The following is a 22,771-nucleotide window of genomic DNA, read 5'->3' on the forward strand; positions in this document are numbered from 1 at the left end:
GTTCCTTCTGTCATCACGGGCGACTCCGGGGGGTTCCGGGCGCTCGATGAGCGCGTCCGTGATGCCGCGTCGCGTGGGGTGCTCCACGTCCATGGACAGCGGCCGGTCCTGGACGCCGTTTGTTCCCACCTCGCGCGCCGCGCTCGAGGGGTGGGACGCTCGCTGATCTCGGCCGCGCACGCCGCGGATCGGGATCCCTGGCGGGATCTCGCGCTTCGCTGCGCTGTCACCTCTGCCGATCCGGCCGCGGCCGCGCAGGGCATCAGCGCCGCCGCGCAAGGCGCGATCCTGCTGGTCGCCGAGGGAGCGGCCACCAGCTGGGGGAGCCTGGTGCTGGATGAGGTCACGCGCCTCATCGCGGAGGGGTCGTGCTCCGCGCTGGTCATCGTGTGCAGCGACGGCGCGATGCGGCCCTGGACGAGCGCGCTCACGATCGACGGCATCGCGTCGCCGGACGATCTGCACCGCTTCTGGGAGGCGTTCGCGGCGGACGCGGAGCGCCGGGTCGTCGCGAAGATCGAGCGGCTCGACGCGCTGGAGGGCTGGTGCTCCGCCGTGCTGGCCGCGCCGCCCGAGCAGCGCCCCGCGCGGCAGCCGCCGAGCCCCGAGGCCGCGCGCCTGCTCGACCGGCTCGCGCTGAGCCAGCGGCCCTGGCCGTCCGCGCAGCTCCGCCCGCTCGCGGCGCGGCGCGCGGAGCCCGGGCCGGGGGACGCGGCGTGCCAGGGAGTCGCCCAGGAGCTCGCCGCCCTCGGTCTGATCGAGGTCGACGATCGAGGGTGGGTCGCCGCGCGGCGCGCGATCGTCGACCCGGCCGACGTCGACCGCGAGGACGTGTTCGCGATCGCGGAGGCGCTCGAGGAGCAGGCGTCCGACCCGTGGAGCCTCTCGCGCGCGAGCGAGCTCCTCGCCTCGCTGGGCCACGACGACCGCGCCGAGGCCGCGGCGATGCTCGCGATCTCCTCGGTCGGCGAGCCGTCGGCGCGCGCCGATTTCTGGCAGCGCTGGGCCCGGACGATGCGGGCGCTCTCCGGCGGGAGCGCCGCGTCGGGCGAGCGGCTGCTCCGCGCGGCGGAGCTCGCGCTCCGGCTCGGCGACATCGAGTTCGCCATCGACTTCTCCTCCGCGGCCCAGCGCGAGCGGGAGACGTTCGCCGCGCTGCTCGTACGCGGCCGCGCGACGAGCGCGCGCGGCGACCTCACGACCGCCGCGATGGTGCTCTCGCGGGCGCTCTCGCTCGCCGCCACGCCCGAGGAGCGGGCGCGCGGCGCCGTGGAGATGGCGGAGCTCTGCTGCAAGACGGGCGACCTCGCGGCGGCCAAGGCGCGCGCCGAGGAAGGGCTCGCCGGCGCGGGGGAGATCGCGACGCGCCTCCAGGCGCGCAACATCCTCGGCAAGCTGCTCCTCGCGCAGCAGGCCTGGGCCGAGGCGGAGCTGCACTTCGCGGCCGACGCGTGGGAGGCGGCGTGCGCGGGCGAGCACGTGTGCGAGCTGCGCGCCCGGCTGAACCGCGCCATCGCGCTGCTCTCCAGCGGCCGCCTCGACGAGGCGCGCACGATGCTGGCCGGCGTGCTCGAGGAGGGCGAGCGGCGCGGCGAGCGCGCGGCGACCGGCTATGCGCTCACGAACCTCGCGGTCATCGCCCACCTGAAGCACGAGTACCCGGAGGCCTTGCGCCTCTTCGAGCGCGCGATCGAGATCTTCCGGAGGATCGGCGACAAGGTCGCGCTCGTGAACCTCATCACGAACCTCGCCGAGATCCGGCTGCAGCTCGGGCTGATCGAGGAGGCCGAGCAGGCGCTCGCGTTCGCGCGGAAGGCCTGCGGCCACGTCATCCCTGGCGTTCGGATCACGCACGTCGCCTACGTCGCGGCGCAGATCCACCTCGAGTGCCGCCGCACGGTGGACGCCTGGTCCGAGCTCACGGCCGCCTTCGCCTGCGGCGCCGGCTCGAAGCTCGGCGAGTGCTACGCGATCGCCGCGCGCATCGCGCTGCACGACGGCGACCTCCTGCAGGCCGGTCAGATGATCCAGCGGGCGCGCGCCGAGGCGACCTCCGACCGGCACCGCGCCGAGATCGCCCTCCTCGAGGCGATGTGCTCGCGCGCCGCCGGCGCGCCGTTCGGGCAGATCGCCGCGGAGGCGCTCGCGCTGTCGCGCCAGGCCCACAGCCACGAGTGCGCCCTGGAGGCGCACGTGCTGCTTCACCACGCGTCGTCCGCCGGGGACCGCGCGTCGCGCGCCCCCGAGGACGAGCCCACGGCGGCGCGCTCGCACCTGGAGGCGGCGATCGACCTCCGCGATCGCATCGCCGAGTCGCTCCCGCCCGAGATCTCGCGCAAGTTCCTCGCGCGCCGGAGCTTCGCCGAGCTCGCCCGGCTGGAGGCGTGCGCGCGCAGCGCCGCCGAGGCGGAGCCGAGGGGCTGCGAGCTCTGCGGCTCCAGCGCGTGCGCCGGGTGCGCCAGGGGGGCGGCTCGCGCCCCGAGGCCGGCGAGCGCGGGCCCCGCGATCAAGCGGATGGTCGGGACGACGCCGGCGCTGCTCAGCCTCATCCACCAGATCGAGAAGGTCGGCGCGAGCGACGCGACCGTGTTGATCCACGGCGAGAGCGGCACCGGGAAGGAGCTCGTCGCCGAGGCGATCCATGAGGTGAGCGCGCGGCGCGCGGGCCCGCTGATCAAGGTCAACTGTGCCGCCCTGGTCGAGACGCTGCTGCTCTCGGAGCTGTTCGGCCACGAGAAGGGGTCGTTCACCGGCGCGGCGTCGCGCCGCCGCGGGCGCTTCGAGCTCGCCGAGGGGGGGACGCTCTTCCTCGACGAGATCGGGGACATCTCGCCGCGCACGCAGGTCGCGCTGCTCCGCGTGCTGCAGGACAGGACCTTCGAGCGGGTCGGCGGTGTCACGCCGCTGCGCGCGAACGTACGGATCCTCTGCGCGACCCACCGCGACCTGCGTGCGATGGTTGCCCGGGGCGAGTTCCGGGAAGATCTCTATTACCGGCTCCGGCAGGTCGTCCTGGAGGTCCCCGCGCTGCGCCACCGGCCGCGGGATCTGCCCGCGATCGCGGCCGCGATCCTGGAGAGGATCGGCGGCGAGCGTGGCGTGGCGCCGAAGCGCCTGTCCAGCCGTGCCGTCGAGGCGCTGTCGCGGCATTCCTGGCCGGGGAACGTGCGCGAGCTCGAGAACGCCCTGCGCGCCGCGGCGATCTTCGCGGACAGCGAGGTGATCGATCTCGAGGATTTCACGACGAACGTCGAAGGGCTGCGGGAGCTCGACGCCGCGGAGCTGGTGAGCGCTCCGATGACGCCCAGGGCTGGCATGCACCCTGCTTTAGAAACGTCGAGAGAAACGTCGAGAGAAACGTCGAGAGAAACGTCGAGAGAATCGTGGAGAGAGTCGTCGAGAGAATCGTGGAGAGAATCGTCGAGAGAGTCGTCCAGAGACGCGCCCAGAGAGCCGTCCAGCGGGCCACGCGCGTCGGCGCCCGATCAAGCGACGCTGGTGGCACATCCCCCGTCGATGCCTGTGGATCGCACGCCGTTGGAGCTCGCGTACGCTCATGTCCGCGGAGGGGTCAGCCTCAGCGACATGAAGCGCGAGATCGAGCGCGAGTGCGTTGCTAGGGCGCTCGACGAAAGTCGTGGGAACATCACACGCGCCGCCGTGCTCCTGGGCATGAAGCGGCCACGGCTTTCCCAGCTTGTCAAACAGTATGGCTTTGGCGGGACTTCGGAGGATTGAAGTGATGCGAGGTTGCTGGAGGAGTTGGCTGTCGGGGGGCTTCGCGGCGCCTCTGCTGCTGGCGGGCTGCGCGATCGCGTCCCCAGAGCACGAGGAGCAGAGCGCCGAAGCGTGGAGCGATCTCGACCCGATGATCTCCGAAGAAGCGTCCGGATCGAGCGATGGCATCGACGGCGATGTCGTCGTACCCGTCACCGACTTCGTCACGCCTGCGTCGCTCCCGCCGCGCGACGTCGCGCCGCCGTCCAGCGGTGACGGCGCGCCCACGACGATCGAGGTGCGATCGCAGGAGCGCTGCAACCCGGACCCGCTCCCGTGGAGCCCCAGCGGCGCGGACAGACGCGACACCGCTCCCTCCGAGAGCGACGGGACGCGCTGAGCCGCGCGCCCGGGCGGCCTGAGCGCGTCCGCGCCCCGGCGCCGCTCCCCGGCGCGTTTTGCGGTCGCCGCGCGGCTCGCCGCGGTAGCCTTCGCGCGTGGCGCCGCTCGGGATCGATCTCCGCACACGGACGACCCTGGTCTGCGGGGCCCTTGCCCTCGCCATCGCGGCGTCGACGCTGCTGCGAGGTCGCGTCCGCCGCGTCCACCTCTTCTTCGCTGCGTTCGCCGCCGACGTCGGGCTCTGGTACCTCTCGCAGTCGCTCTTCGGCTTCTTCCAGGCCTCGATCTGGGAGCGCTTCACGGCGATCCTCGCCGTGCTGCTCCCGCAGTTCGCGCTGCAGCTCTTCGAGGCGATGATCCCCCATGACCCGGATCGGCGCTCGCGGCTGCTCCGGTTCGCGGGGGTGCTCGTCATCCCGCTGTTCGTCCTCGTGCTGGTGAGCCGGGAGCCGGGCTCGTGGCTCGACTGGCTCACGCGCGGCTGCATTTTCCTCTACGTCTTCGCGCTGCTCACCGCGGGGCTGTACACGCTCGGCCAGCGCGGCAAGCAGAGCTCCTCGCGCGCGACGCAGCGCCGCGTGCGGTTCCTCGTGGTGATCGGCGCGCTCGCCGGGCTCGCCAGCGTCGCCGACTTCGCCTGGTTCCTCGGCGCGGAGCCGCCGCCCGTGGGCGCGGCGCTCTCGATCGTGTTCCTGTTCGTCCTCGCCCAGGCCCTCCGTCACGAGCGCCTGCTCGACGCCTACGAGATGCTCGCGCGCCTGCTCGTCGCCACGGCGGTCGCGTTCCTGATCGCGCTGATCTTCTATCTCCTGCTCACGTTCATCGGCGGCTTCAACACGATGTACCTGAACGCGGTGCTCGCCGCGATCGTCATCCTGGTGCTGTTCGACCCGCTGCGGGAGCGCGTCGAGGAGCAGCTCCAGCGCGTCTTCTTGCGGGAGCGGTTCGACTTCGACCGCTCGCTCGCGGAGGCCCGGCGGCGCCTCGTGCACACGCTCGAGGTGGACGAGATGGGCTCGATCGTGATGAGCGCGCTCGAGCAGTCGCGCCGGGTCACGGCGGCGGCGCTCTACCTGCGCGATCAGGACGGGACGGGCTTCGACCGGCTCGCCTCGCTCGGGCCGCGGGTCCCCGAGCGGATCGAGGTGGCGACCGCGAGGGCGCTGCTCGATCGCCTCGACCGAGGGCCGCTCGCGATGGAGGAGCTGGAGCGGGAGGCGCGCGAGCGGCGGGCGCGCCGCAGCCAGAGCGACGCGGACGACGACGGCAACTTCGCGCGGCGGACGGAGGTGCGGCCCCAGGTCCCCGAGGACGCGGTGCTCGCGGCGGCCGAGGTGCTCGGCAGCCTCTGCTCGGGCGTGGTGCTGTGCGCGCGCGACGAGCAGGGCGAGCCGATCGGGCTCCTGGTCGTGGCGGACACGCGCGTGCGCGACGCGTTCTCTCCCGAGGAGCTGACCCTGCTCGAGACGCTCGCCGCGCAGATCGGCGTCGTCCTGGAGAACTCGCGCCTCTACGCGCAGATGAAGGAGCGCGACCGGCTCGCGCTCCTCGGCCAGATGGCGGCCGGGCTCGCGCACGAGATCAGGAACCCGCTCGGCGCGATCAAGGGGGCGGCGCAGCTGCTCGCCGATCCCGTGCCGGAAGCGCAGATCGACGCGGCGTCGCGCGAGTTCCTCGGGATCATCCTCGAGGAGGTCGATCGGCTCGATCGCGTCGTGGGCTCGGTGCTCGATCTCGCGCGGCCGGCGCAGGGCTCGGTCGTGCCGACCGACGTGAACGCGATCGTGCGCCGCACCCTGCAGGTGCTCTCGATCGAGCGCAGGAACGACCAGCTCGAGGTCGAGATCACGCTCGATCCCGATCTCCCCCGCGTCGCCATCGATCCGGAGCAGCTGCGGCAGGTGCTGATGAACCTGTTCCGCAACGCCGTTCAGGCCATGAAGAGCCGGGGCAAGGTGGTGATCTCGACGCGCGTCCGCTTCGGCCGCGGCACGCGGCCCGGCTCGGGCTCGGACGAGCCGTTCGTCGAGCTCAACGTCACCGACAACGGCCCCGGGATCTCCCAGAAGGTGCTCGCGAACATCTTCCTGCCGTTCTTCACGACGAAGGACAAGGGGACCGGGCTCGGCCTGTCCATCAGCCAGCGCATCGCGCAGAGCGCCGGGGGCCGCATCGAGGTCCGGTCGTACGAGGGGAAGGGGAGCACCTTCGCCGTGATCCTCCCCGCCGCCGTCGACAAGCTGGGCGCGCCGCAGCCGTCGCCCGCGGCGCTCGCGCCCGTCGAGCCGGCCCCTCAGGAGCGGCCCGGCTGAGGCCGGTGTGCCCGGGAGGCGCCCGCGGCGTCCGGGCGCGTGCGCGCTGCGCGCGTCGCGTCGAGCGGGGCGCTCAGCCGTAGCGCGAGGTCATGAGCCGCTCGAGCGCGGGATGCTCGCGCACGAGCGCGAGCGTGTGCTCGGCGTGCCCGTGGGCGTAGCCGTTGCCGATGTAGAGGTCCACGTCCTTGCCGATCCCCTCGGCCCCCAGGGCGGCGGCGGTGAAGCTCGTGCTCATCGCGAAGAAGTACGTCTTGCCGCGATCGCGCGTGGCGACGATCGCGCTGAGCTCCACGCCCGGGACGTTCACGCAGGAGAGCGTGAGGTCGGCGCCCGCGTCGCCGGTGAACGGCAGCACGGCGTCGCGCACGGCGAGGGGGTCGCGCGCGTCGAGGACCGCGACGTGGTCGCAGATCGCGAGCGAGCGCAGATCGGCGGCGAGCGCCGGCGACGCCTCGATCCCGATGACGCGCCCGGCGCGGCCGACGCAGCGCCGCGCCTCGGCCGCGCACAGGAGGCCCGATTTCCCGCCCGCGCCGAGCACCACCACGCTGTCGCGCGGGCCGGCGAGGCGCGCCACCTGAGGCGCCGCGCCGGCGACGTCGAGCAGCGCGAGGGCGAGCCGCTCGGGCATGTCGGTCGGCATCCGGGCGAGCGGCGCCGACCCGAAGAGGATGGCGGTGCCCTCGACGTCGATCTGCGCGGACGCGGGCCGCACGGCGATGATCCGGCGGAGCGAGAGCGGCGTGAGCGAGAGCGACGCGAGCGTCGCGACGCGATCGCCGACGGCGACGCCGCGGTGCTCGGCGAGCGAGCCGACCCGGCGCACGACGCCGAGCAGCATGCCGCCCGAGCCGGTGACCGGGTTGTGCTGCTTGCCCCGGCGCGCCACCGTCTCGAGGACGAGCTGCGCCACGCCGTCCGGGCTGCCGCCGGAGGCCTCCTCCATCTGGCGGAAGCTCGCGGCGTCGATGTTCAGCGTCTGCACCTCGACGACGATCTCGGTCTCGAAGTGGCGCGAGGCGTCGGCGTCCAGCCGCTCCGCCGGCTGCGGCATGGCCCCCGGTGGATCGAGCACGCGGTGCGTGCCCAGCGGATCGCCTGCGGAGAGGGTGGGTCGCGTCGCTTCGGAGCTCACGCCGAGGCCGTTCAACATGCCGGGCACGAAAGCAAGGGCAATGAGCCGAGCGACCGCAGGATTCCTCGCTGAGGCGGCCCGGCGCACCGCCCGGGGCCCAGGGGGCCTCGGAAACCGACGGTGCCGACCGTTTCGGCGGAGCCAATCGCCCTCTTTCCCTCAAATTGGATACACTTGCGTGCACCGAGTACGTTGGCCCCTACCCCCGCGGCGCGCCTCTGTGGCGGCCGAGGGAGGGGGCCGGCGCGATGCGTCAGGATCGGACGAGCCGACTCATTTGAAAGAACGGACCGGATCTCTTGACCACCTTTGCTCGGTGAAACTAAGCTTTGCCCCCTGCTGGCGCTCTCGTAAGCGCACGAAGGTTTTTACTCCCTGCGATGGATAACCACGCTCCCAAGGTGTCGGCAACGCGGCAACTAGCGTTGCGCTTCATCTCCGGGAAGTACCAAGGCGGCGAATTCCCCCTCGGGGAGCAGCAGGAGATCGTCGTGGGTCGCTCCAGCGACCTCGACATGGTCCTCGTCGAGGACATGGTCTCCCGGCGCCATGCCCGGATTGCCTGCACCGAACAGTCGATTGTGATCGAGGATCTCGGCTCGACGAACGGAACGTTCGTCAACGGCGAGAAGATCAAGAAGACGACCCTGAAGGAGGGCGATCGGGTGCTCATCGGCACCAGCATCCTCAAGGTCGTCTCCACCGACCCAGGCGCGCCGCCGGCGCGGAAACGGATGGACGAGCCATCGCTGAGGAGCGGTCAGACCCGGTCGATGTCCGGGTCGATCGACGAGATCCCGCTCCCGGATCTGCTGCAGCTCTTCGGCACATCGAAGAAGAGCGGCGTCCTCGTGGTCCGCTCCGACGACGACGTCGGCAAGATCTACCTGCGCAAGGGCATCGTGACCTTTGCGACCATCAACGATCTGACCGACGTCCCGCCGCTGAAGAGCGTCTACCGGATCCTCACCTGGGTCGGCGGGACGTTCGACCTCGAGGCGGCCGAGGAGCGGGTCATGACCGGCGAGATCAGCGCGACGGTGCAGGAGCTCCTCATGGAGGGGCTCCGGCAGATCGACGAGCTGAACAACATCCGCCACCAGCTCCCGGACCTGTCGGCGCGCCTGGTCATCCCCCAGCCGCTCAAGCCGCAGCTCCGCGATCTCTCGCCCGTCGATCTCGACGTCCTCCAGGTCGTCTACAACCACGGGCACCTCGCGATGGTCCTCAACAAGAGCCCCGCGACGGATCTGGAGACCGCGCAGTCCGTGTTGAAGATGATCAACGCGGGCTACCTCCGCGCCGAGTGAGCCTGGCGGGAGCGCACGGCGTCGCGAGGCCGCGCAAGGCGGCCGAGCGCGGCGGCGCGCGCGGCGCTCGGCTGAACCGAGATCGATAGGTCAGGGGAGCGCGGTCGACAGCGCGTCCTCGCGCGCGCCGCGCGCCCGACGGCGCGGCGCGCGGGGGAGCTGCGCGGTGTCAGGACTGCGACGCGCCGCGCTTCGCGGGGTCGGTCGCCTTGCTCGCGAGGCGGAGCGACACGGCGCGGGCGTGCGCCTGCAGGCCCTCGGCCAGGGCCAGCTTCTCGATGATCGGGCCTTGCGCCCGGAGCGCCGCGCTCGAGTACCGGATGAGGCTCGCGCGCGTCACGAAGTCGTAGACCCCGAGCGGCGCGCCGAAGCGGGCCGAGCCGCCGGTCGGGAGGACGTGGGACGGCCCCGCGAGGTAGTCGCCCGCGGCGACCGGGGTGAGGTCGCCGAGCAGCGCGGCGCCGAGCGTGCCGATCTCCGAGAACAACCCCTCGGCGTCGGCGACGTGGAAGGCCACGTGCTCGACCGCGAGCTGATCGGCGATCTCGGCGAGGCGAGCGCGCGAGCCGACGACCAGCGCCGCCGCGTGCGTCGAGAGCGACGCCTGCACGATCGCGCGTCGCGTGAGCTCGGGGAGCGCCGCGTCGAGCTCGCGCGCGACCGCCTCCGCCAGCTTCGCGGAGGTCGTCGCGAGCAGGGCGTAGGACGCCTCGTCGTGCTCGGCCTGCGAGAGCAGATCGGCGGCGACGAGCCGGGGATCCGCGGATTCGTCGGCGAGCGCGAGGATCTCGCTCGGCCCGGTGATGCCGTCGATCGACACATCGCCGAAGACCAGCTTCTTCGCGCAGGCGACGTAGGCGTTGCCGGGCCCCACGATCTTGTCGACCGGCGCGAGCTCCGGGAGCCCGTAGGCCATCGCCGCGATCGCCTGCGCGCCGCCCGAGTCGAGCAGGGTCGTCACGCCGGAGAGGTGCGCCGCGGCGAGCGTGGCGTCGTCGGCCGACGGGCTCGCGAGGACGATCTCCTGCACGCCGGCGATGCGCGCGGGGATGGCCGACATGAGCACGCTGGAGGGGTAGCGGGCCTTGCCGCCCGGCGCGTAGACGCCGACCCGGCGCAGCGGACGCACGCGCATGCCCAGCAGGACGCCCTCCTCCTCGTAGCTGAAGCCGGCCTGCAGCGCGGGCCCGTTCGCCGCCACGTTCGCGGGGCCGAGATCGCCCGCGTCGCGCTGCCGCTCATGGTAACGCGCGATCCTCGCTGCCGCGGTCTCGAGCGCGGCGCGGACCTCCGGCGAGAGCCGCGCGAGCGCCTCGGCCCCGCCGAAGCCGCCCTCCGCCTCGGGGCCTGCGTGGCGGACGAGCGCCTTCGACGTCCTCCGCTCGAACTTCTCGATGTAGCCGAGCACGGCGGACGTCCCCCCGCGCCGCACGTTGTCGATGATCTCGGTCACGGCCGGCGTGACGTTCGCGAGGTCGCCCGTGCCGCGGGTGCGCAGGGCTGACAGGGTGGACTCGAACTGAGGCGAACCTTCGATGTAGATGGGCAGCATGGCTTGAGTTGGACCGGCGCGGTGGAATCTCCGCGTGGACGGCGACACCCCGTACCACACCACCCCGGCCGCCGGTACGTCGGCCGCGCGGCTGCGACGCTGCGACGGCTGCGCGCGCGGCGGCCGCGGCGCCGCATCGCGGCGGCTGCCGCGCGTCGCTCCCCGAGTTCCCCGGCCTGAGCGGATCGAGTAGGGTCGCCCGATGCGGTCCGGCTCGTTTGGTCTCGCCTCCACCGCGCTCTCGGTCGTGCTCCTCGCGCTGGCGCCTGCCGTGCTCGTCGGTTGCCCGGAGAACTCCTGCTTCCTCAAGATCTGCCAGGGCAGCAGCTGCCGCTGCTCGATCTCGTCGTGCAGCGACGGCGCCGGCTTCGACACGAAGCAGAACCGCTGCCGATGCCTGAAGGGCTACCTCTCGGTCGCGGGCCAGTGCCTCACGCCCCAGGCGGCGAACGCCTACTGCGGCGTGGGTCGCCACTACGAGGCCGGCGGGTGCGCTCCCGATCGCTGCCGGCCCGGCGACGAGATCGACCAGAGCACGGGCTACTGCGTGTCGCGCGAGCAGGTGGCGACCAACATCGGCGTCGCGGTCGGCGCCGGGCAGAAGCTCGGATGCCCACCTGGTCAGGAGCTCATCGTCGACGGTCCGACCGCCGCGTGCGTACCGCTCTCGCAGACCTGCGCGCGCGACGAGGTCTGGACCGGCCAGGCGTGCGCGAAGGTAGGGCGCTGCCCGACGGGCGCGATGTGGGATCCCGCGCTCGCCCAGTGCGTCCAGTACGCGCAGGGCTCGGGTGAGAGCGGGCTCACGGTCAACGTCGGGCAGTGGGCGTCGGCGAACTACGGGCCCGACGGCGGCATGGGCACGAGCGGCTTCTGCGGCGCTTTCGCGAAGAAGCCGTACAGCTTCGGGATCGTCGAGGGGGCCTCGGCCTACGTCCGCGCCACGGTGATGATGTCCTTCCCGGAGGGCGAGATCGCCCGCGGCGTCGTGCAGGCGGTGACGGTGTTCGACGCGAGCGGGAACCCGGTGCCGCCGCGCGGCGCCGCGGAGGTCGATGCGGCGGCGCGCAACATCTTCGGCACGCTCGTGCTGGGCGGCGGGCGGGCGAGCGCGCCGACGTCGTCGACGACCGTCCGCTGCGCGGTCATCCACGCCGGAAAGCCGCAGCCGGTGCCCGCCGTGGGTGGGTTGTAACGCGGCGTGCCGCGTTACAACCGCGACAGCGTGCTGACGACGCGCGTGGCGGGGAGGGCGCTGAGGCCGACGCAGCTGACGACCTTGCCGCGCTCCACCACGAAGTTGCTCGTGGTGGGCTCGATCTTCGCGAACTCGACGCTCAGGCGGGCCCCGTCGAAGCTCGCGCGCAGGGGGTGGCCCTCCACCGCGCTGCGGACGTCCTGGCAGGTGCCCCTGGAGCGGGCCGGATCGAACTTGCGCGACTCGGGGGCGATGAAGCGGAGCCGGTCCTCGACGGCGAACACCCCGGTCTCGCCGGCTATCTCGCGCAGCGAGAAGCGCGCCTCGCCCTCGGCATAGTCCTGCGGCGCGAACTGCTCCGGGCGGCGGACCCGGAACTCGAGCGACTCGCCGGCAAGGACGGCCTCGAGCTCGCGCCCATTGCCGACCCACAGCCCGGTCAGGCTGGCGAGCGGCGACGGCTGCTCCGCGCTCGCCGCCGGGGTGGTGCTGCTCGCGCTGGCCGCCGGGCGCTGCTCCCTCGACGAGACGGCCCGCCGGCGACCCTCGCGCGGCCTGTCGAGCACGCCCAGCCCGAGCAGCGCGGCGGCCCCGCCGAACATCACGAGGGCCCCGGCGCCGATCGCGAGCCACGAGCCGCGCGCGCGCTGCGACCCCGCAGGCCCGCTCGCCAGCGGCGCGCCCGACGGCGACCGCAGCCCCTTGCGGACCTCGTCGACCGTCGTGGCCGCGGGCGGCGGCGGGCGGCTCGACGCGACGAGCGGCGCGGCGGTCGCGGCGGGCGCAGGGTGGGCGATCGCGTCGAGCGCGGCGAGCAGCTCCTCGCAGCTGGCAAAGCGATCCGCCCGTTCCTTGGCGCACGCCTTCTGGAGGAAGGCGTCGAGCGCCGGAGGGACATCGTGACGCACGGCGCTGACCAGGGGGAGCGGCACCTCCGCGTGCTGCCGCATGATCTCGATGTCGCTCTCGGCGTCGAACGGCACCTGCCCCACCAGCATCTCGTAGAGCACGACGCCCAGCGCGTAGATGTCCACCCGCTTGTCGAGGTCGCGGCGCCCGAGGACCTGCTCCGGCGACATGTAATAGAGCGAGCCGATGATCCCCTTGGTCAGCCCGCGCCCCGCGAGCGCGTCCGCCTCGGCCTTGGCGATGCCGAAGTCGGTGACCTTCGCGACGCCGTCCTTGCCGCGGATGAGCACGTTCGCTGGCTTGAGATCGCGGTGGATCACCCCCTCGCGGTGCGCGGCCGCGATGCCGGAGGCGATCTGCCGGAAGATCGAGAGCGCCTCGGGCAGGGGCATCCGCCGGCGCTCCTCGGCGTACCTGGCGAGCGTCTGCTCGAGGCTCTCGCCGTCGATGTACTGCATGACGAGCCAGAGGTCGTCCCGCTCCGCCACCACCGCCTTCAGGTGGACGACGTTCGGGTGATCGATCTGCGCGAGCGCGCGGCCCTCGGCGAGCGTCCGCGCGCGCACGTCCGGCCGGTGCCCGAGCTCCTGGCGCACCGCCTTCAGCACCACGTGCAGGCCGGTGTGGACGTCCCGAGCGAGGTAGACGACGCCCATGCCGCCCTCGCCGAGCACCCGCTCGACCACGTACTTCTGATCGACGAGCGTCCCCGCCGGCAGGTGGCCGCCCGGCGCGCGCCGCGGCAGCGAGCCCGCCAGCGGCGCGGGGACGACGTGAGGCGCGTGGACGTTCGCTGCGGGCCCGCTCGCGCCGCCGGCCGCGAGGGCCGAGAGGCTGGCCCTGTGCGCCGGATCCTCGGGCACCAGCGCGCCCAGCAGCGGCTGCCCAGGGACGGTCGTCCGCGGGCCGGGCGCAGGAGGCGCCGAGGTCGCCGCGCCGACGCCCGCCTCCTTCGCGGTCAGCGGCGCGCCGCACGCCACACAGAACCGGGCGGAGCCGGGGTTCTCGGCGTTGCATACGAGGCACCTGGCCATGGCGCGGTCAGCTCGACCCGCGGCGCGCCCGGTGAGCAGCGCGCCGTGGAGGCTACGTCAGGTCCAGTGCCCCGCGCGGAGCGCCGCGGAGTCGATGGTCTTGATCTTCGGCGCGAGCGCCTCGCGGAAGATGGCCTCGTCGTCGTCGTCGAGGCCGCTCTCTCCGAAGCCGGACGCGACCTCCATCGAGGTAGCCAGGATGCGCAGGAACTGCTGGAAGCTCGACGCGCAGAGCTCCGGCTTGAGCGACTCGGTCCCCGTCATGCAGGTGAACACGGGGCAGTCCCCCTCGGCGTCGAGCTTCGAGATGTCGAGGAAATAGGGATCTCCCAGCAGGGCGCTGCGAGCGATGAGGATCCAGCTCTTGCGCCAGCCCGGGAGGGAGCTGTCGCCGCCGTTCGCCTGCTGCTCGGCCGCGAGCTTCTCGGAGGGGATGAGGCGTACACGCTCGACCGGGGTCACCGTCTCGACGTCGAGCGGGTCGGCCTCCTGCAGGAAAGCGCGGTACCTCGCGGGCACCCGCAGCGTCTTGCGCAGCTCTTCCACCGCCGCCGGAGCCGCCTTTCCGAACCTCGCAGGGATGCCTCTTCGGACAAAGGCATCCTTGAGCGCCGTAACCGACTCGGCAAGGTCGCTATCCACCGAACATCCCTTCCTTTGCAAGTCCACCGGGACAGCCCGCTGGGCGGGCGCCCTCATCGCTTCGAAACCACTCCGCTCCCGGGGAGAGCACCGGCGCGCACCCGGAGGAATACCCCGCGCCGGGCCAGGTAGTGTAACAGAAAAACGATGGTCGACGTTGCGTACGCTGAGAGTCGATTCCGGCCCCCCGAAATCGCCCACCGGTACGGCCCGTGCGTGCACCTGCTCGATGACCCGCTCGCATGGACTCTGCTGGCTCGAGCCTGCTCCCCGGAGACGGTCCAGCCCGACGTCGGGCGTCTCGTCGGGGTTCTCTACCAGAACCTGGCGCGCGCCGTCCTCGCCGCCGAGCTGGGGCGCGCGCGCGTCGACATCCCGACCCGGATGATCTCCTCCCACCCGGAGGCCGTGTATCGCGGCGCCGCGCTGTCGCGCGCGACCAAGGTCGTCACCGTGGGCATCGCGCGCGCCGGGACGATGCCCTCCCAGGTCGTCTACGAGCTCTTGAACGAGGTCCTCGACCCCGCGCTGGTCCGGCAGGATCACCTGTTCATGAGCCGGCAGACGAACGAGCACGGCGAGGTCGTCGGCGCGACCTGGCACGACGCCAAGATCGGCCGCGACGTCGAGGGGCGTCACGTGCTCTTCCCCGACCCGATGGGCGCCACCGGCACGTCCATGGTCAGCGCCATGACGTACTACAAGACCGCGCTCGAGGGGCGGCCGGCCAAGTGCATCTCCATGCATCTCATCGTCACGCCCGAGTACATCCGCCGCGTCACCGAGGCCCACCCGGACGCCATCATCTACGCGCTCCGGCTCGATCGCGGCCTCTCGCCGGCGCGCGTCCTCAAGACCGAGCCGGGCACGCACTGGGACGAGGAGCGCGGCCTGAACAGCATCCAGTACATCGTCCCGGGCGCCGGCGGCGTCGGCGAGATCCTCAACAACGCCTGGCTGTGAGCGCGAGGGCGGCGCCGAGGCCGGCGCGGCCACCTGGCACGCCCGCTGTCAGCGGCCGCGTTTCGAGCGGCGGTTGTGGCCGGCGGCGAGCGCGCGGTAGTCGATCTCCGCGTGCGGCCGGCTCACGGCGGGGCGCAGATCGCTGCAGAGCCGCGTGAGCTCCGCGACCATCGCGCCGAGATCGCTCGCGCCCGCGGCCCTGCGCTGCGCGAGCTCGCCGTAGGCGGCCGCGAGGGACGCGATGCCCTTGCCGGAGACGTGCCCGCGGCGCGACAGATCGACGTAGCTCCGCGCGAGCGCGACGCTGTCGAAGTTGTGGGCGACGACCAGCGACTGCGCGACGCGGAGCACGGCGTGCGCCGCGATCCGGCCGTCCTCGTGGAGGACGAACGCCGCCTGAAGGTAGTTGTAGAAGGGGACGACCCGGTCGCCGAAGATCCGGAAATCCGAGGGCGAGGACTGGCGGTCGAGGTGGATCAGGATGCGCTCGACGACGGGGCCCTTCTCGACATAGCTCGCGAACCGGATCGCATCGACGATGGTGTCGTCGTACGCGTGCCCGAGCCGCATCACCTCGCCGAGCTCCAGCGGGGTGACCCGGCCCTCGCAGACGTCGGCGTACAGCGAGTAGACGAACGCGTCGGCCTCCGCGTCGTCCCCGAGCAGCACCTCGCGGATCAGCGCGCCGCTCTGGTCGCGCTGATCCGCGAGCTCGCAGCGCCGCTGGAGCAGCGCGGGCAGCTTGTAGCCGAGCTGCCCGCGCAGCGCGCGGAAGCGCAGGCGGAGGATGTTCTGCAGGTTGGGCTTCAGCGTGAGCGACGCCCAGCGCGCGCCGTCGAGCCGCAGCTTCTGCTCGATGCGGGAGCGGAGCTGCTCCGGGCTGCCCGAGAGGATGTGGGTCTCGACGCCCGCGCGGCCGAGCTCGCGCAGGAGCGACCCCGCGCCCGGCACGGTGCGCTTCTGATCCGGCCGCTCGATCGCGGTCCGCACGAGGTCGCGCAGCGTGTCGAAGTCGGTCCGGAGGTAGGTCTTGTCGAGGTCCCACCGCGCGATGAACGGCGCGCGCGGCGGCGATGCCGCTGCGTTCGCCGGCGATCCGGGCCCTCGCGATCGTTCCTCGTCGTTCACCGTCTCTCGCTCAGCGCGACATCCACTCGCGCCGCATCTTGTCGAGCGACTGCACCACGTCGCTGTCGGCGCCCTGCCGGGCGAGGTCCATCGCCTCGCGGAGGTACATCGACGCCTCGCCCGTGCGCTCGCGCTGGTGCGCCACGTGCGCGAGCGCGCCCAGGACGAGCGCGCGATCAGGCCCGCCTGGGCCGGCGAGGTCGAGCGCCTCGCGCAGCACGCCGTCGGCGTCGGTCAGATCACCGGCGCGCGCGAGCGCCTCGCCGAGCTTCCGGCTGAAGATCAGGACGGCGCGCACCGGATCGTCGAGCTCGCCCCGGAAGATCTCCCGCCGCGCCAGATCGAGGCCGCGGCGCAGCGCGAGCACGCTGCCGGCGCTGTCCCCGCGCGCGGCGGAGCGGTCCGCCGCCTGCTCGAGGAGCATCAGCGCGACGAACGCGTTCTGCGCGTGGTAGGCGTGGATCGCCTGCACCTCGAGCGGCAGCGCGAGCGGGTCGCCCGCGCTGTCGAACGTCGCCTTGGCGTGCAGATCGCGCCGGACGCCGGCCGGGATCGTCGCGAGCGTCACGTCGCGGAGCAGCGGGTGCGCCGTGCGGATGCCGCTCGAGTGCTCCTCGATCATGCCCGCCGCCGCGAGCTTGCCGAGCAGGTCGTCGAAGGCGCGGATGTCCGGGAGCAAGCGCTGCAGCGTGGCCCGGTCCGCCGCGTCGCCGATGACGGCGAGCGCCTGCAGCGTGCGGCGCGCGTCCTGCGGCAGGCGCTCGATGCGCGCGGCGACGAGGTCGGCCATCCGCGCGTGCGGATCGCTGCCCCCCTCGAGCGTGTAGCGGACCAGCTGGTCGATGTAGAGCGGCGGCACCGTCGCGGCCTCGCCGCCGAGGACGGCGGGGGTCGCCGCGCTCGGCGGCAGGGCCAGCGGGGTTTGATCGGCGGCGCCGTCCAACGGGTCGCGCCGCGGCGACAGCCGCAGGCCGCCCATGCTCGGCGGCGTCTTGCGGGCGGCGCGGTGGTCCAGGCCCACGCTGCTGCGGAGGAGCGAGAGCGCGATGTCCTTCGGGAGGCCGCCGAGCGCGCGCACGGCGCCGCCCCACTCGGGCTCGAAGCCCGGCGTGTGGCTGGCGACGATGAGCAGCGCCGCGAGCGGCGGCTCCGCGATCACGTCGGCGAACGCGTTCCGGCTCGCGCCGTCGACGGCGTGCAGGTCGTCGATCGCGAGCAGGACCCGGTGAGGGAAGGCGGTCTGCTGCGCGCGAGAGAGCGCCCAGCGCAGGGCCTCCGCGGCGATGAAGCGGCGATCGTCGGGCGACAGGCCCCCCGCCGTCGGCTTGTTCCAGGCGTGCCTGCGCACGTCGCTCCCGCGGTCGCCCTTGCCGAAGATCTCGAGCAGCCCGCGCCGCGCCTCCGGCGTCGCGCCGCTCCAGTTCGACGCGTTGCCGCCGTCGGGCGGGAGCTCGGCGAGCCCGGCGATCGCCCAGCGGAGCGCGTAGTAGCCGACCTCCGCGCCCCACGGGTCCGGGCCGGTCTGGATGACGATGTCGCCCCGGCTCGCGGCGACGTCGAGGAACTCGCGGAGGAGCCGGGTCTTGCCGACGCCGTGCTCGCCGACGATGCGCGCGGCGACGACCGAGCCCTCGACGTCGGCGAGGCAGGTGTCGAGCCACGCGAGGTCGTCCTCGCGCGCCGCGAACGGGAGCGGGAGCGGAGGGGCCGAGGGGGCGCGATCGCGCCGGGCGGCCTGGGGCGCCGCGCGCGGCGCAGGGGCGGGCGAGTGCGCCTGCGCGATCCTGGCGCCGCACTCGCCGCAGAACTTCTGGCCGCGCGGCACGATGGCCCGGCACGAGCCGCAGATGACCGTCGCGTCGGAGAACGAGAAGCGCCCCGAGGGGGTGTCGAACGTCCCGAGCGCCGCGCGCAGCGCCGCCGCGAACTCGTCCGCGGACTGGTAGCGCCGCGCGGCGTCCTTCTCGAGCGCGCGCAGCGTGACCTCGACGAGCGACTCGGGGATCTCGCGCTCCGGCGCGAGCAGGGCGGGATCGGGCGGCGGCAAGGAGAGGTGCATCAGCACCACCTGCGTGGGCGATTCCGCCTCGAACGGGAGCCGGCCGGTGAGCAGCTGGAACAGGATGACGCCGCACGCGTAGAGGTCGCTCCGCGCGTCGATCGGATCGCCGCGCCCCTGCTCCGGGGCCATGTAGTCCGGGGTCCCGCAGACGATGCCCGGGCTCGTGATGTTCGTCGTCGCGACCTCCCCCTTCAGCTTCGCGAGGCCGAAGTCGACGACCTTCACGAAGTCGCCGCCCGAGCGCATCGGCTCGAGCACGATGTTCTCGGGCTTGAGATCGCGGTGGATGATGCCGAGGTGGTGCGCCTCGGCGAGCGCCGCGAGCACCTGGCAGAGGATGTCGACGATGCGGCGGAACGGGAGCGGGCCGTCCTCGTAGACGACGCGGGCGAGGTCGCGCCCGCGCAGGAACTCCATGACGAGGTAGAGCTGCCCGCCGTTCTTACCGAAGTCGATGACCCCGACCGAGTTCGGGTGGTTGAGGCGGCTCGCGGCGCGCGCCTCGGTGATGAACCGGACCGACGCGCTCTCGTCGCCGAGCAGGTGGGGATGGATGATCTTGACAGCCACGGTGCGCCCCAGGGCCTTCTGCTCGGCCCTGTACACGCGGCCCATGCCGCCCACCCCGACGAGCTCCAGGATCACGTAGTTGCCAGGGAGCGTCGTCCCGATCAGCGGATCGTCGGATGTCCGGTTGAACTCCGAGATCGGGAAGCCGCACACCGGGCAGAATTTGTGCGCCTGCTCGCACGGATTCGCGCATTGCGGGCAGACCACTGTGGACACGCGCGGGACCTTACCACGTTCAGGATAGCGATTGGAGTCGAGGTCTCCCTCGGCCCGAGGGGGCGCCGTCTGGAGGGGGCGGGGGGGCTCGTCCAGCCGTCTGTTAGGTCCTGGATCCTTCTTGGGGTAACCTCGGGCGCGATGGTTACGCCTCGCCTACGTCTCGGTCAGCTCCTGGTCGACGCGCGGATGATCACCCAGGACGCCCTCGAGAAGACCCTGGAGCAGCAGCGAACGGATGGCCGGCGGCTGGGGACGCTCCTTGTCGAGCAAGGGCTCATCAACGAAACCCAGCTGACGCAGATCCTGTCGCACCAGCTCGCTGTCCCCTGGGTGTCGCTCCTGCACATCGAGTTCTCGCGGCAGCTGCTCAACCTCGTCCCGCACGACGTGGCCGAGCGCTACTGCCTCGTCCCGATCTACGTTCGCCACGTCCGCAACCAGGGCGAGACGCTGTACGTCGCGATGGACGATCCGACGAACGAGGACGGCATGAAGGAGTGCATGGCGTTCTCCGGCTTGCCCGTGCGCGCGATGATCGCTCCGCCGAGCGACATCCGGAACGCGATCCGGGTCTATTACGGGGCGCGCGCCCGCTCGGCGCCGCCGCCCGCGCCCGCGAAGCAGGCCCAGGTGAGCGAGCCGCAGTCGCGGGCACGCCCCGCCGACCCGCCGCCTTCGTCCGAGCTCTCCGGAGCGCCCGAGACCGCGCGCCACGCGGAGGACACGCCGCTGACGCCATCGACGCCGGAGCCCTTGCTGCTCACCAGGCCCGCCATGCGATCCGGGGCGCGGCTGGTCGAGGACGCGGGGCCGGCGATCGAGACCTCCGATGTCGACCCCTCCGACGTGGGCGTCATGGATGACGAGCTGGCGTGGGAGTCGCCTCGCGCCGCGGCCAAGGAAGTCCGCAGCTCCCCGGAGGAGCGGCAGATCCGCGGCCGCCCGGACGAGCGCTCGCGGCCGACGTTGAAGGTCGCGCCGACGCCCGAGCTGCTCGCGGCGGCGCAGGCAGCACGAGCCGCGCAGCCCGCGCAACCTGCGCAGCCAGCGCAGGCGCAGTCGACGCAGGCGGCGCAGGCGCAGGCGGCGCAGCCGGAGCGCCGGAAGACGATGCGCCCGAGCTCCGCGCCGGGGCCCGTCGCGGCGTCCGCCGGCGACGGGGCGCCGAGCACGGACGGGGCGCCAGCGTCGAGCACGCCAGCCGCGGCCCTCCTCGGCGCGGTGCTCGGACGCGCCAGCGCTGCGGCGCGCACCGTCCCGGAGAGCGTGCCCGACTACGGCGATGAGCCCCCCAGCGAGCGCGAGGTGCGCAACATCCCCGCGCCGCAAGGCCGCGGCCGCCGGCGGATGGTCTCGCTCACCCTGCTCGACGGGACGACGATCACGCTCCCCGCGCGCGGGTCCAAATCCCAGCAGCAGCCGCAGCAGCAGCAGCGAAAAGAAGCCCCGTCCCCCCGCGCCGCCGCGCAGTCCGAACCGCCGCCTCCTCCCACGGCGGACGACTCGGGCCTCACCGCGCGCGATCTGGTCTCCGCGCTGCGCGCGGTGTCCCACGGCGCCGACGCGAGCGAGATCCTCGGCAACAACGTGCGCTGGGAGGCGATGTTCGCCGCGCTCCTGTCGCTGATGCTCAAGAAGCACCTCATCGCCGACTGGGAGTTCGTCGACGAGCTGAAGAAGATCTGACGCGAAGCAGGAGCTCGGTCGCCGCTGCCGGCGCGCCGCGCGCATCTTCAGCGTGGCGCGTGGCGCGCTCGCGAAAGGCGGCCGTCAGCGCGCCTCCCGCGCCGCGCCAGCGCGGATCAGCGCGTCGATGTCCTCTTCCGAGAAGCCCGCGTCGCGGAGCACGGCGCGCGTGTGCTCGCCGGCGCGAGGCGCCGGCGCGAACGCGACGCCCGCCGGCGTGACCGGCGTCCTCAGCTGGGGGATCCGGCCGCGCGGCGAGGCGATCTCGAACAGGAGATCGCGCGAGGCGAGGTGGGGATCCGCCGCGGCGCTCCGCGGATCGAGGACCGGCTCGAGGCAGCAGTCGCGCTCGGCGGCGAAGGTCTCCCACTCCGCGCGCGTCCTCTCCCGGACGACGGCGGCCAGCTTGCGCTTGAGCTCGGCCTGGTGCGGCCCGGGGACGAGCGCGCTCGGGTCGGGATCGAGCCCGGCGCCCTCGCAGAACGAGGCCCAGAACTTCGGCTCCAGCGCGGCGAGGGCCATCGCGTGCCCGTCCTTCGAGAGGTAGGTGTTGTACGGCGCGAGCCCGCCGGTGAGCGGCGCGCCGCCCGCCGCGCGCGCCGCTTCCCTGGCCGCTTCTCCGCCGCTCGCGAGCGCGGCGGCGAGCGTGGGAAGGGCGAAGCCGAGCACGCCGTCGGTCATGGCGATGTCGAGCACCGCGCCCTGCCCGGTCCGCTCCCGCTCGCGCAACGCGGCGAGGATGGCGATCGCGCACCACATCCCGCCGCTCATGTCGGCGACCTGGAAGCCCGGTACCTGCGGCGGCCCCTCGGCGGGCCCCTGCGCGCCGAGGACCCCCGCGCGCGCGATGTAGTTCAGATCGTGCCCCGCGCGCGCCGCCAGGGTGCCCGTCTGACCGTAGCCGGTCAGCGCGCAGACGATGAGCCGCGGGTTGTCCGCGCGCAGCGCCGCGTGACCGAGCCCGAGCCGATCGAGCACCCCTGGGCGGAACTGGTCGAAGAGCACGTCGTAGCCGGCGACGAGCCGGCGGAAGGCGTCGCGACCCTCAGGCGTCTTCAGGTCGAGCAGGGCGCTGCGCTTGCCGCGGTTCAAGAGCTGGAACGCCGCGGATTCTCCGGCGATCTGCGGGGGGAGCTGGCGCAGGAAGTCCCCGCCGGCGACGTCCTCGATCTTGTCCACCGTCGCGCCGAGATCCGCGAGCACGAGGGTCGCGAAGGGGCCTGGCAAGAGCCTCGAAAGATCGAGGACACGCGTGTCGGTGAGCGGGCGCACGGCGGCTTTGCTGTCGTTGCGCGAGATCCGTCGAGGGATCGAGCGATCGAGGAATGATGGGCGAAGGGCGCGCCGCGCGCAGGAGGCACCGAGGTTGGCGGGGGCGGGCGCGCGGGCCGCGCTCCACCAGCGAACCGTTCGCCCGCGCGGCGCGCGCGGCGGCGCAGGCGGGCTCGCCGGAGCTCCGCCGGCGCCCGGATCAGCCCGCGTTGAGCTGGAACAGCTTCGGGAGCTTCATCGCGAGCATCTGGTTGCCCGTGACCTTCAGCTTGCCCGCGAAGAAGAGCTGCATCGAGTTGGCCTGCGGGTTCTCGTGCAGCTTCTGGAAATCCTCGCTGCTGAGCGAGATCGTGACATCCGCGTTGCCAGGGTTGCCCGAGGAGAGCTTGGGCCCGCTGTCGGACAGGTCGATCAGCCACTCGCCGCCGCCCTCGCCCGTCACGTTGATCTGGTACTTCCCGCCGATCTGCTTGGCCGCGTCGGTATGCTTCGCCAGCGCAGCGGGCAGCTCCTCGTTGAACAGTTTCTGGATATCGACGGCCATGGATCGCCTCCGGATGTCGTGTGGGACGTGGTGACTCGAGATCGCCTGGATACCGAGCGCGGTTTACCCGTGCCCGCGCGCGGGAGTCAAGCGAAGCACGACGCCCACGCGCT

At 72.9% G+C, this 22,771-nt stretch carries 15 protein-coding genes; 7 read left to right on the forward strand and 8 right to left on the reverse strand.

Annotated elements, in window-relative coordinates; genetic code table 11:
* Positions 1–150 precede the first annotated feature (150 nt).
* The 3 genes from WMF27_RS12210 (at position 151) to WMF27_RS12220 (ending at position 6,431) form a co-directional block, all read left to right on the forward strand.
* A complete protein-coding gene (locus tag WMF27_RS12210) occupies positions 151–3,738 on the forward strand; it encodes a sigma 54-interacting transcriptional regulator (protein ID WP_437768691.1) in 3,588 nt (1,195 codons plus the stop codon).
* 4 nt (positions 3,739–3,742) lie between these two features.
* On the forward strand, positions 3,743–4,117 hold the full coding sequence (locus tag WMF27_RS12215) for a hypothetical protein (protein ID WP_437768690.1): 375 nt from the start codon (positions 3,743–3,745) through the stop codon (positions 4,115–4,117).
* 97 nt (positions 4,118–4,214) lie between these two features.
* Positions 4,215–6,431: an ATP-binding protein gene (locus WMF27_RS12220; RefSeq protein WP_437768689.1), complete on the forward strand. Its 2,217-nt coding sequence runs from the start codon at positions 4,215–4,217 to the stop codon at positions 6,429–6,431.
* Positions 6,432–6,504: 73 nt separating this feature from the next.
* Here the strand turns inward: WMF27_RS12220 and WMF27_RS12225 are convergent, their stop codons facing one another.
* Positions 6,505–7,587: an L-erythro-3,5-diaminohexanoate dehydrogenase gene (locus WMF27_RS12225; protein ID WP_437768688.1), complete on the reverse strand. Its 1,083-nt coding sequence runs from the start codon at positions 7,585–7,587 to the stop codon at positions 6,505–6,507.
* Positions 7,588–7,949: 362 nt separating this feature from the next.
* On the opposite strand from WMF27_RS12225, the gene WMF27_RS12230 reads away from it, so the two are divergent.
* Positions 7,950–8,879 carry a DUF4388 domain-containing protein gene (locus WMF27_RS12230; protein ID WP_437768687.1) on the forward strand — a complete coding sequence of 310 codons (930 nt, stop codon included), beginning with the start codon at positions 7,950–7,952 and terminating at the stop codon, positions 8,877–8,879.
* 169 nt (positions 8,880–9,048) lie between these two features.
* On the opposite strand, the gene hisD is transcribed toward WMF27_RS12230, so the two are convergent.
* Positions 9,049–10,431 carry a histidinol dehydrogenase gene (hisD, locus tag WMF27_RS12235; RefSeq protein ID WP_437768686.1) on the reverse strand — a complete coding sequence of 461 codons (1,383 nt, stop codon included), beginning with the start codon at positions 10,429–10,431 and terminating at the stop codon, positions 9,049–9,051.
* Between the two features lie 202 nt (positions 10,432–10,633).
* Between hisD and WMF27_RS12240 the strand changes: the two genes are divergently transcribed.
* Complete coding sequence (locus WMF27_RS12240) at positions 10,634–11,626, forward strand: hypothetical protein (protein ID WP_437745917.1); 993 nt, start codon at positions 10,634–10,636, stop codon at positions 11,624–11,626.
* Between the two features lie 14 nt (positions 11,627–11,640).
* Here the strand turns inward: WMF27_RS12240 and WMF27_RS12245 are convergent, their stop codons facing one another.
* Together WMF27_RS12245 and WMF27_RS12250 are read right to left on the reverse strand one after the other, a co-directional pair.
* Entirely contained in the window at positions 11,641–13,572 is a 1,932-nt protein-coding gene (locus WMF27_RS12245) for a protein kinase domain-containing protein (RefSeq protein WP_437768685.1), read from the reverse strand.
* Between the two features lie 57 nt (positions 13,573–13,629).
* A complete protein-coding gene (locus WMF27_RS12250) occupies positions 13,630–14,214 on the reverse strand; it encodes an SMI1/KNR4 family protein (protein WP_437592624.1) in 585 nt (194 codons plus the stop codon).
* A gap of 147 nt (positions 14,215–14,361) precedes the next feature.
* Between WMF27_RS12250 and WMF27_RS12255 the strand changes: the two genes are divergently transcribed.
* Complete coding sequence (locus WMF27_RS12255; RefSeq protein WP_437768684.1) at positions 14,362–15,177, forward strand: uracil phosphoribosyltransferase; 816 nt, start codon at positions 14,362–14,364, stop codon at positions 15,175–15,177.
* Positions 15,178–15,225: 48 nt separating this feature from the next.
* Here WMF27_RS12255 and WMF27_RS12260 read toward each other — a convergent pair whose 3' ends face one another.
* Entirely contained in the window at positions 15,226–16,305 is a 1,080-nt protein-coding gene (locus WMF27_RS12260) for a hypothetical protein (RefSeq protein ID WP_437768683.1), read from the reverse strand.
* Positions 16,306–16,315: 10 nt separating this feature from the next.
* Complete coding sequence (locus WMF27_RS12265) at positions 16,316–19,153, reverse strand: serine/threonine-protein kinase (RefSeq protein WP_437768682.1); 2,838 nt, start codon at positions 19,151–19,153, stop codon at positions 16,316–16,318.
* Between the two features lie 141 nt (positions 19,154–19,294).
* Here WMF27_RS12265 and WMF27_RS12270 point away from each other — a divergent pair, with 141 nt between their 5' ends.
* Positions 19,295–20,842, forward strand: coding sequence for a hypothetical protein (locus tag WMF27_RS12270; RefSeq protein ID WP_437768681.1), 1,548 nt, complete (start codon positions 19,295–19,297; stop codon positions 20,840–20,842).
* Positions 20,843–20,926: 84 nt separating this feature from the next.
* Here WMF27_RS12270 and WMF27_RS12275 read toward each other — a convergent pair whose 3' ends face one another.
* Complete coding sequence (locus WMF27_RS12275) at positions 20,927–22,114, reverse strand: CaiB/BaiF CoA transferase family protein (protein ID WP_437768680.1); 1,188 nt, start codon at positions 22,112–22,114, stop codon at positions 20,927–20,929.
* Positions 22,115–22,313: 199 nt separating this feature from the next.
* Positions 22,314–22,658, reverse strand: a complete 345-nt coding sequence (locus tag WMF27_RS12280; RefSeq protein WP_437768679.1) for an SCP2 sterol-binding domain-containing protein — start codon at positions 22,656–22,658, stop codon at positions 22,314–22,316.
* Positions 22,659–22,771 lie beyond the last annotated feature (113 nt).

This window comes from Sorangium sp. So ce281 (assembly GCF_051527395.1).
Classification (GTDB): Bacteria; Myxococcota_A; Polyangia; order Polyangiales; family Polyangiaceae; genus Sorangium; species Sorangium cellulosum_B.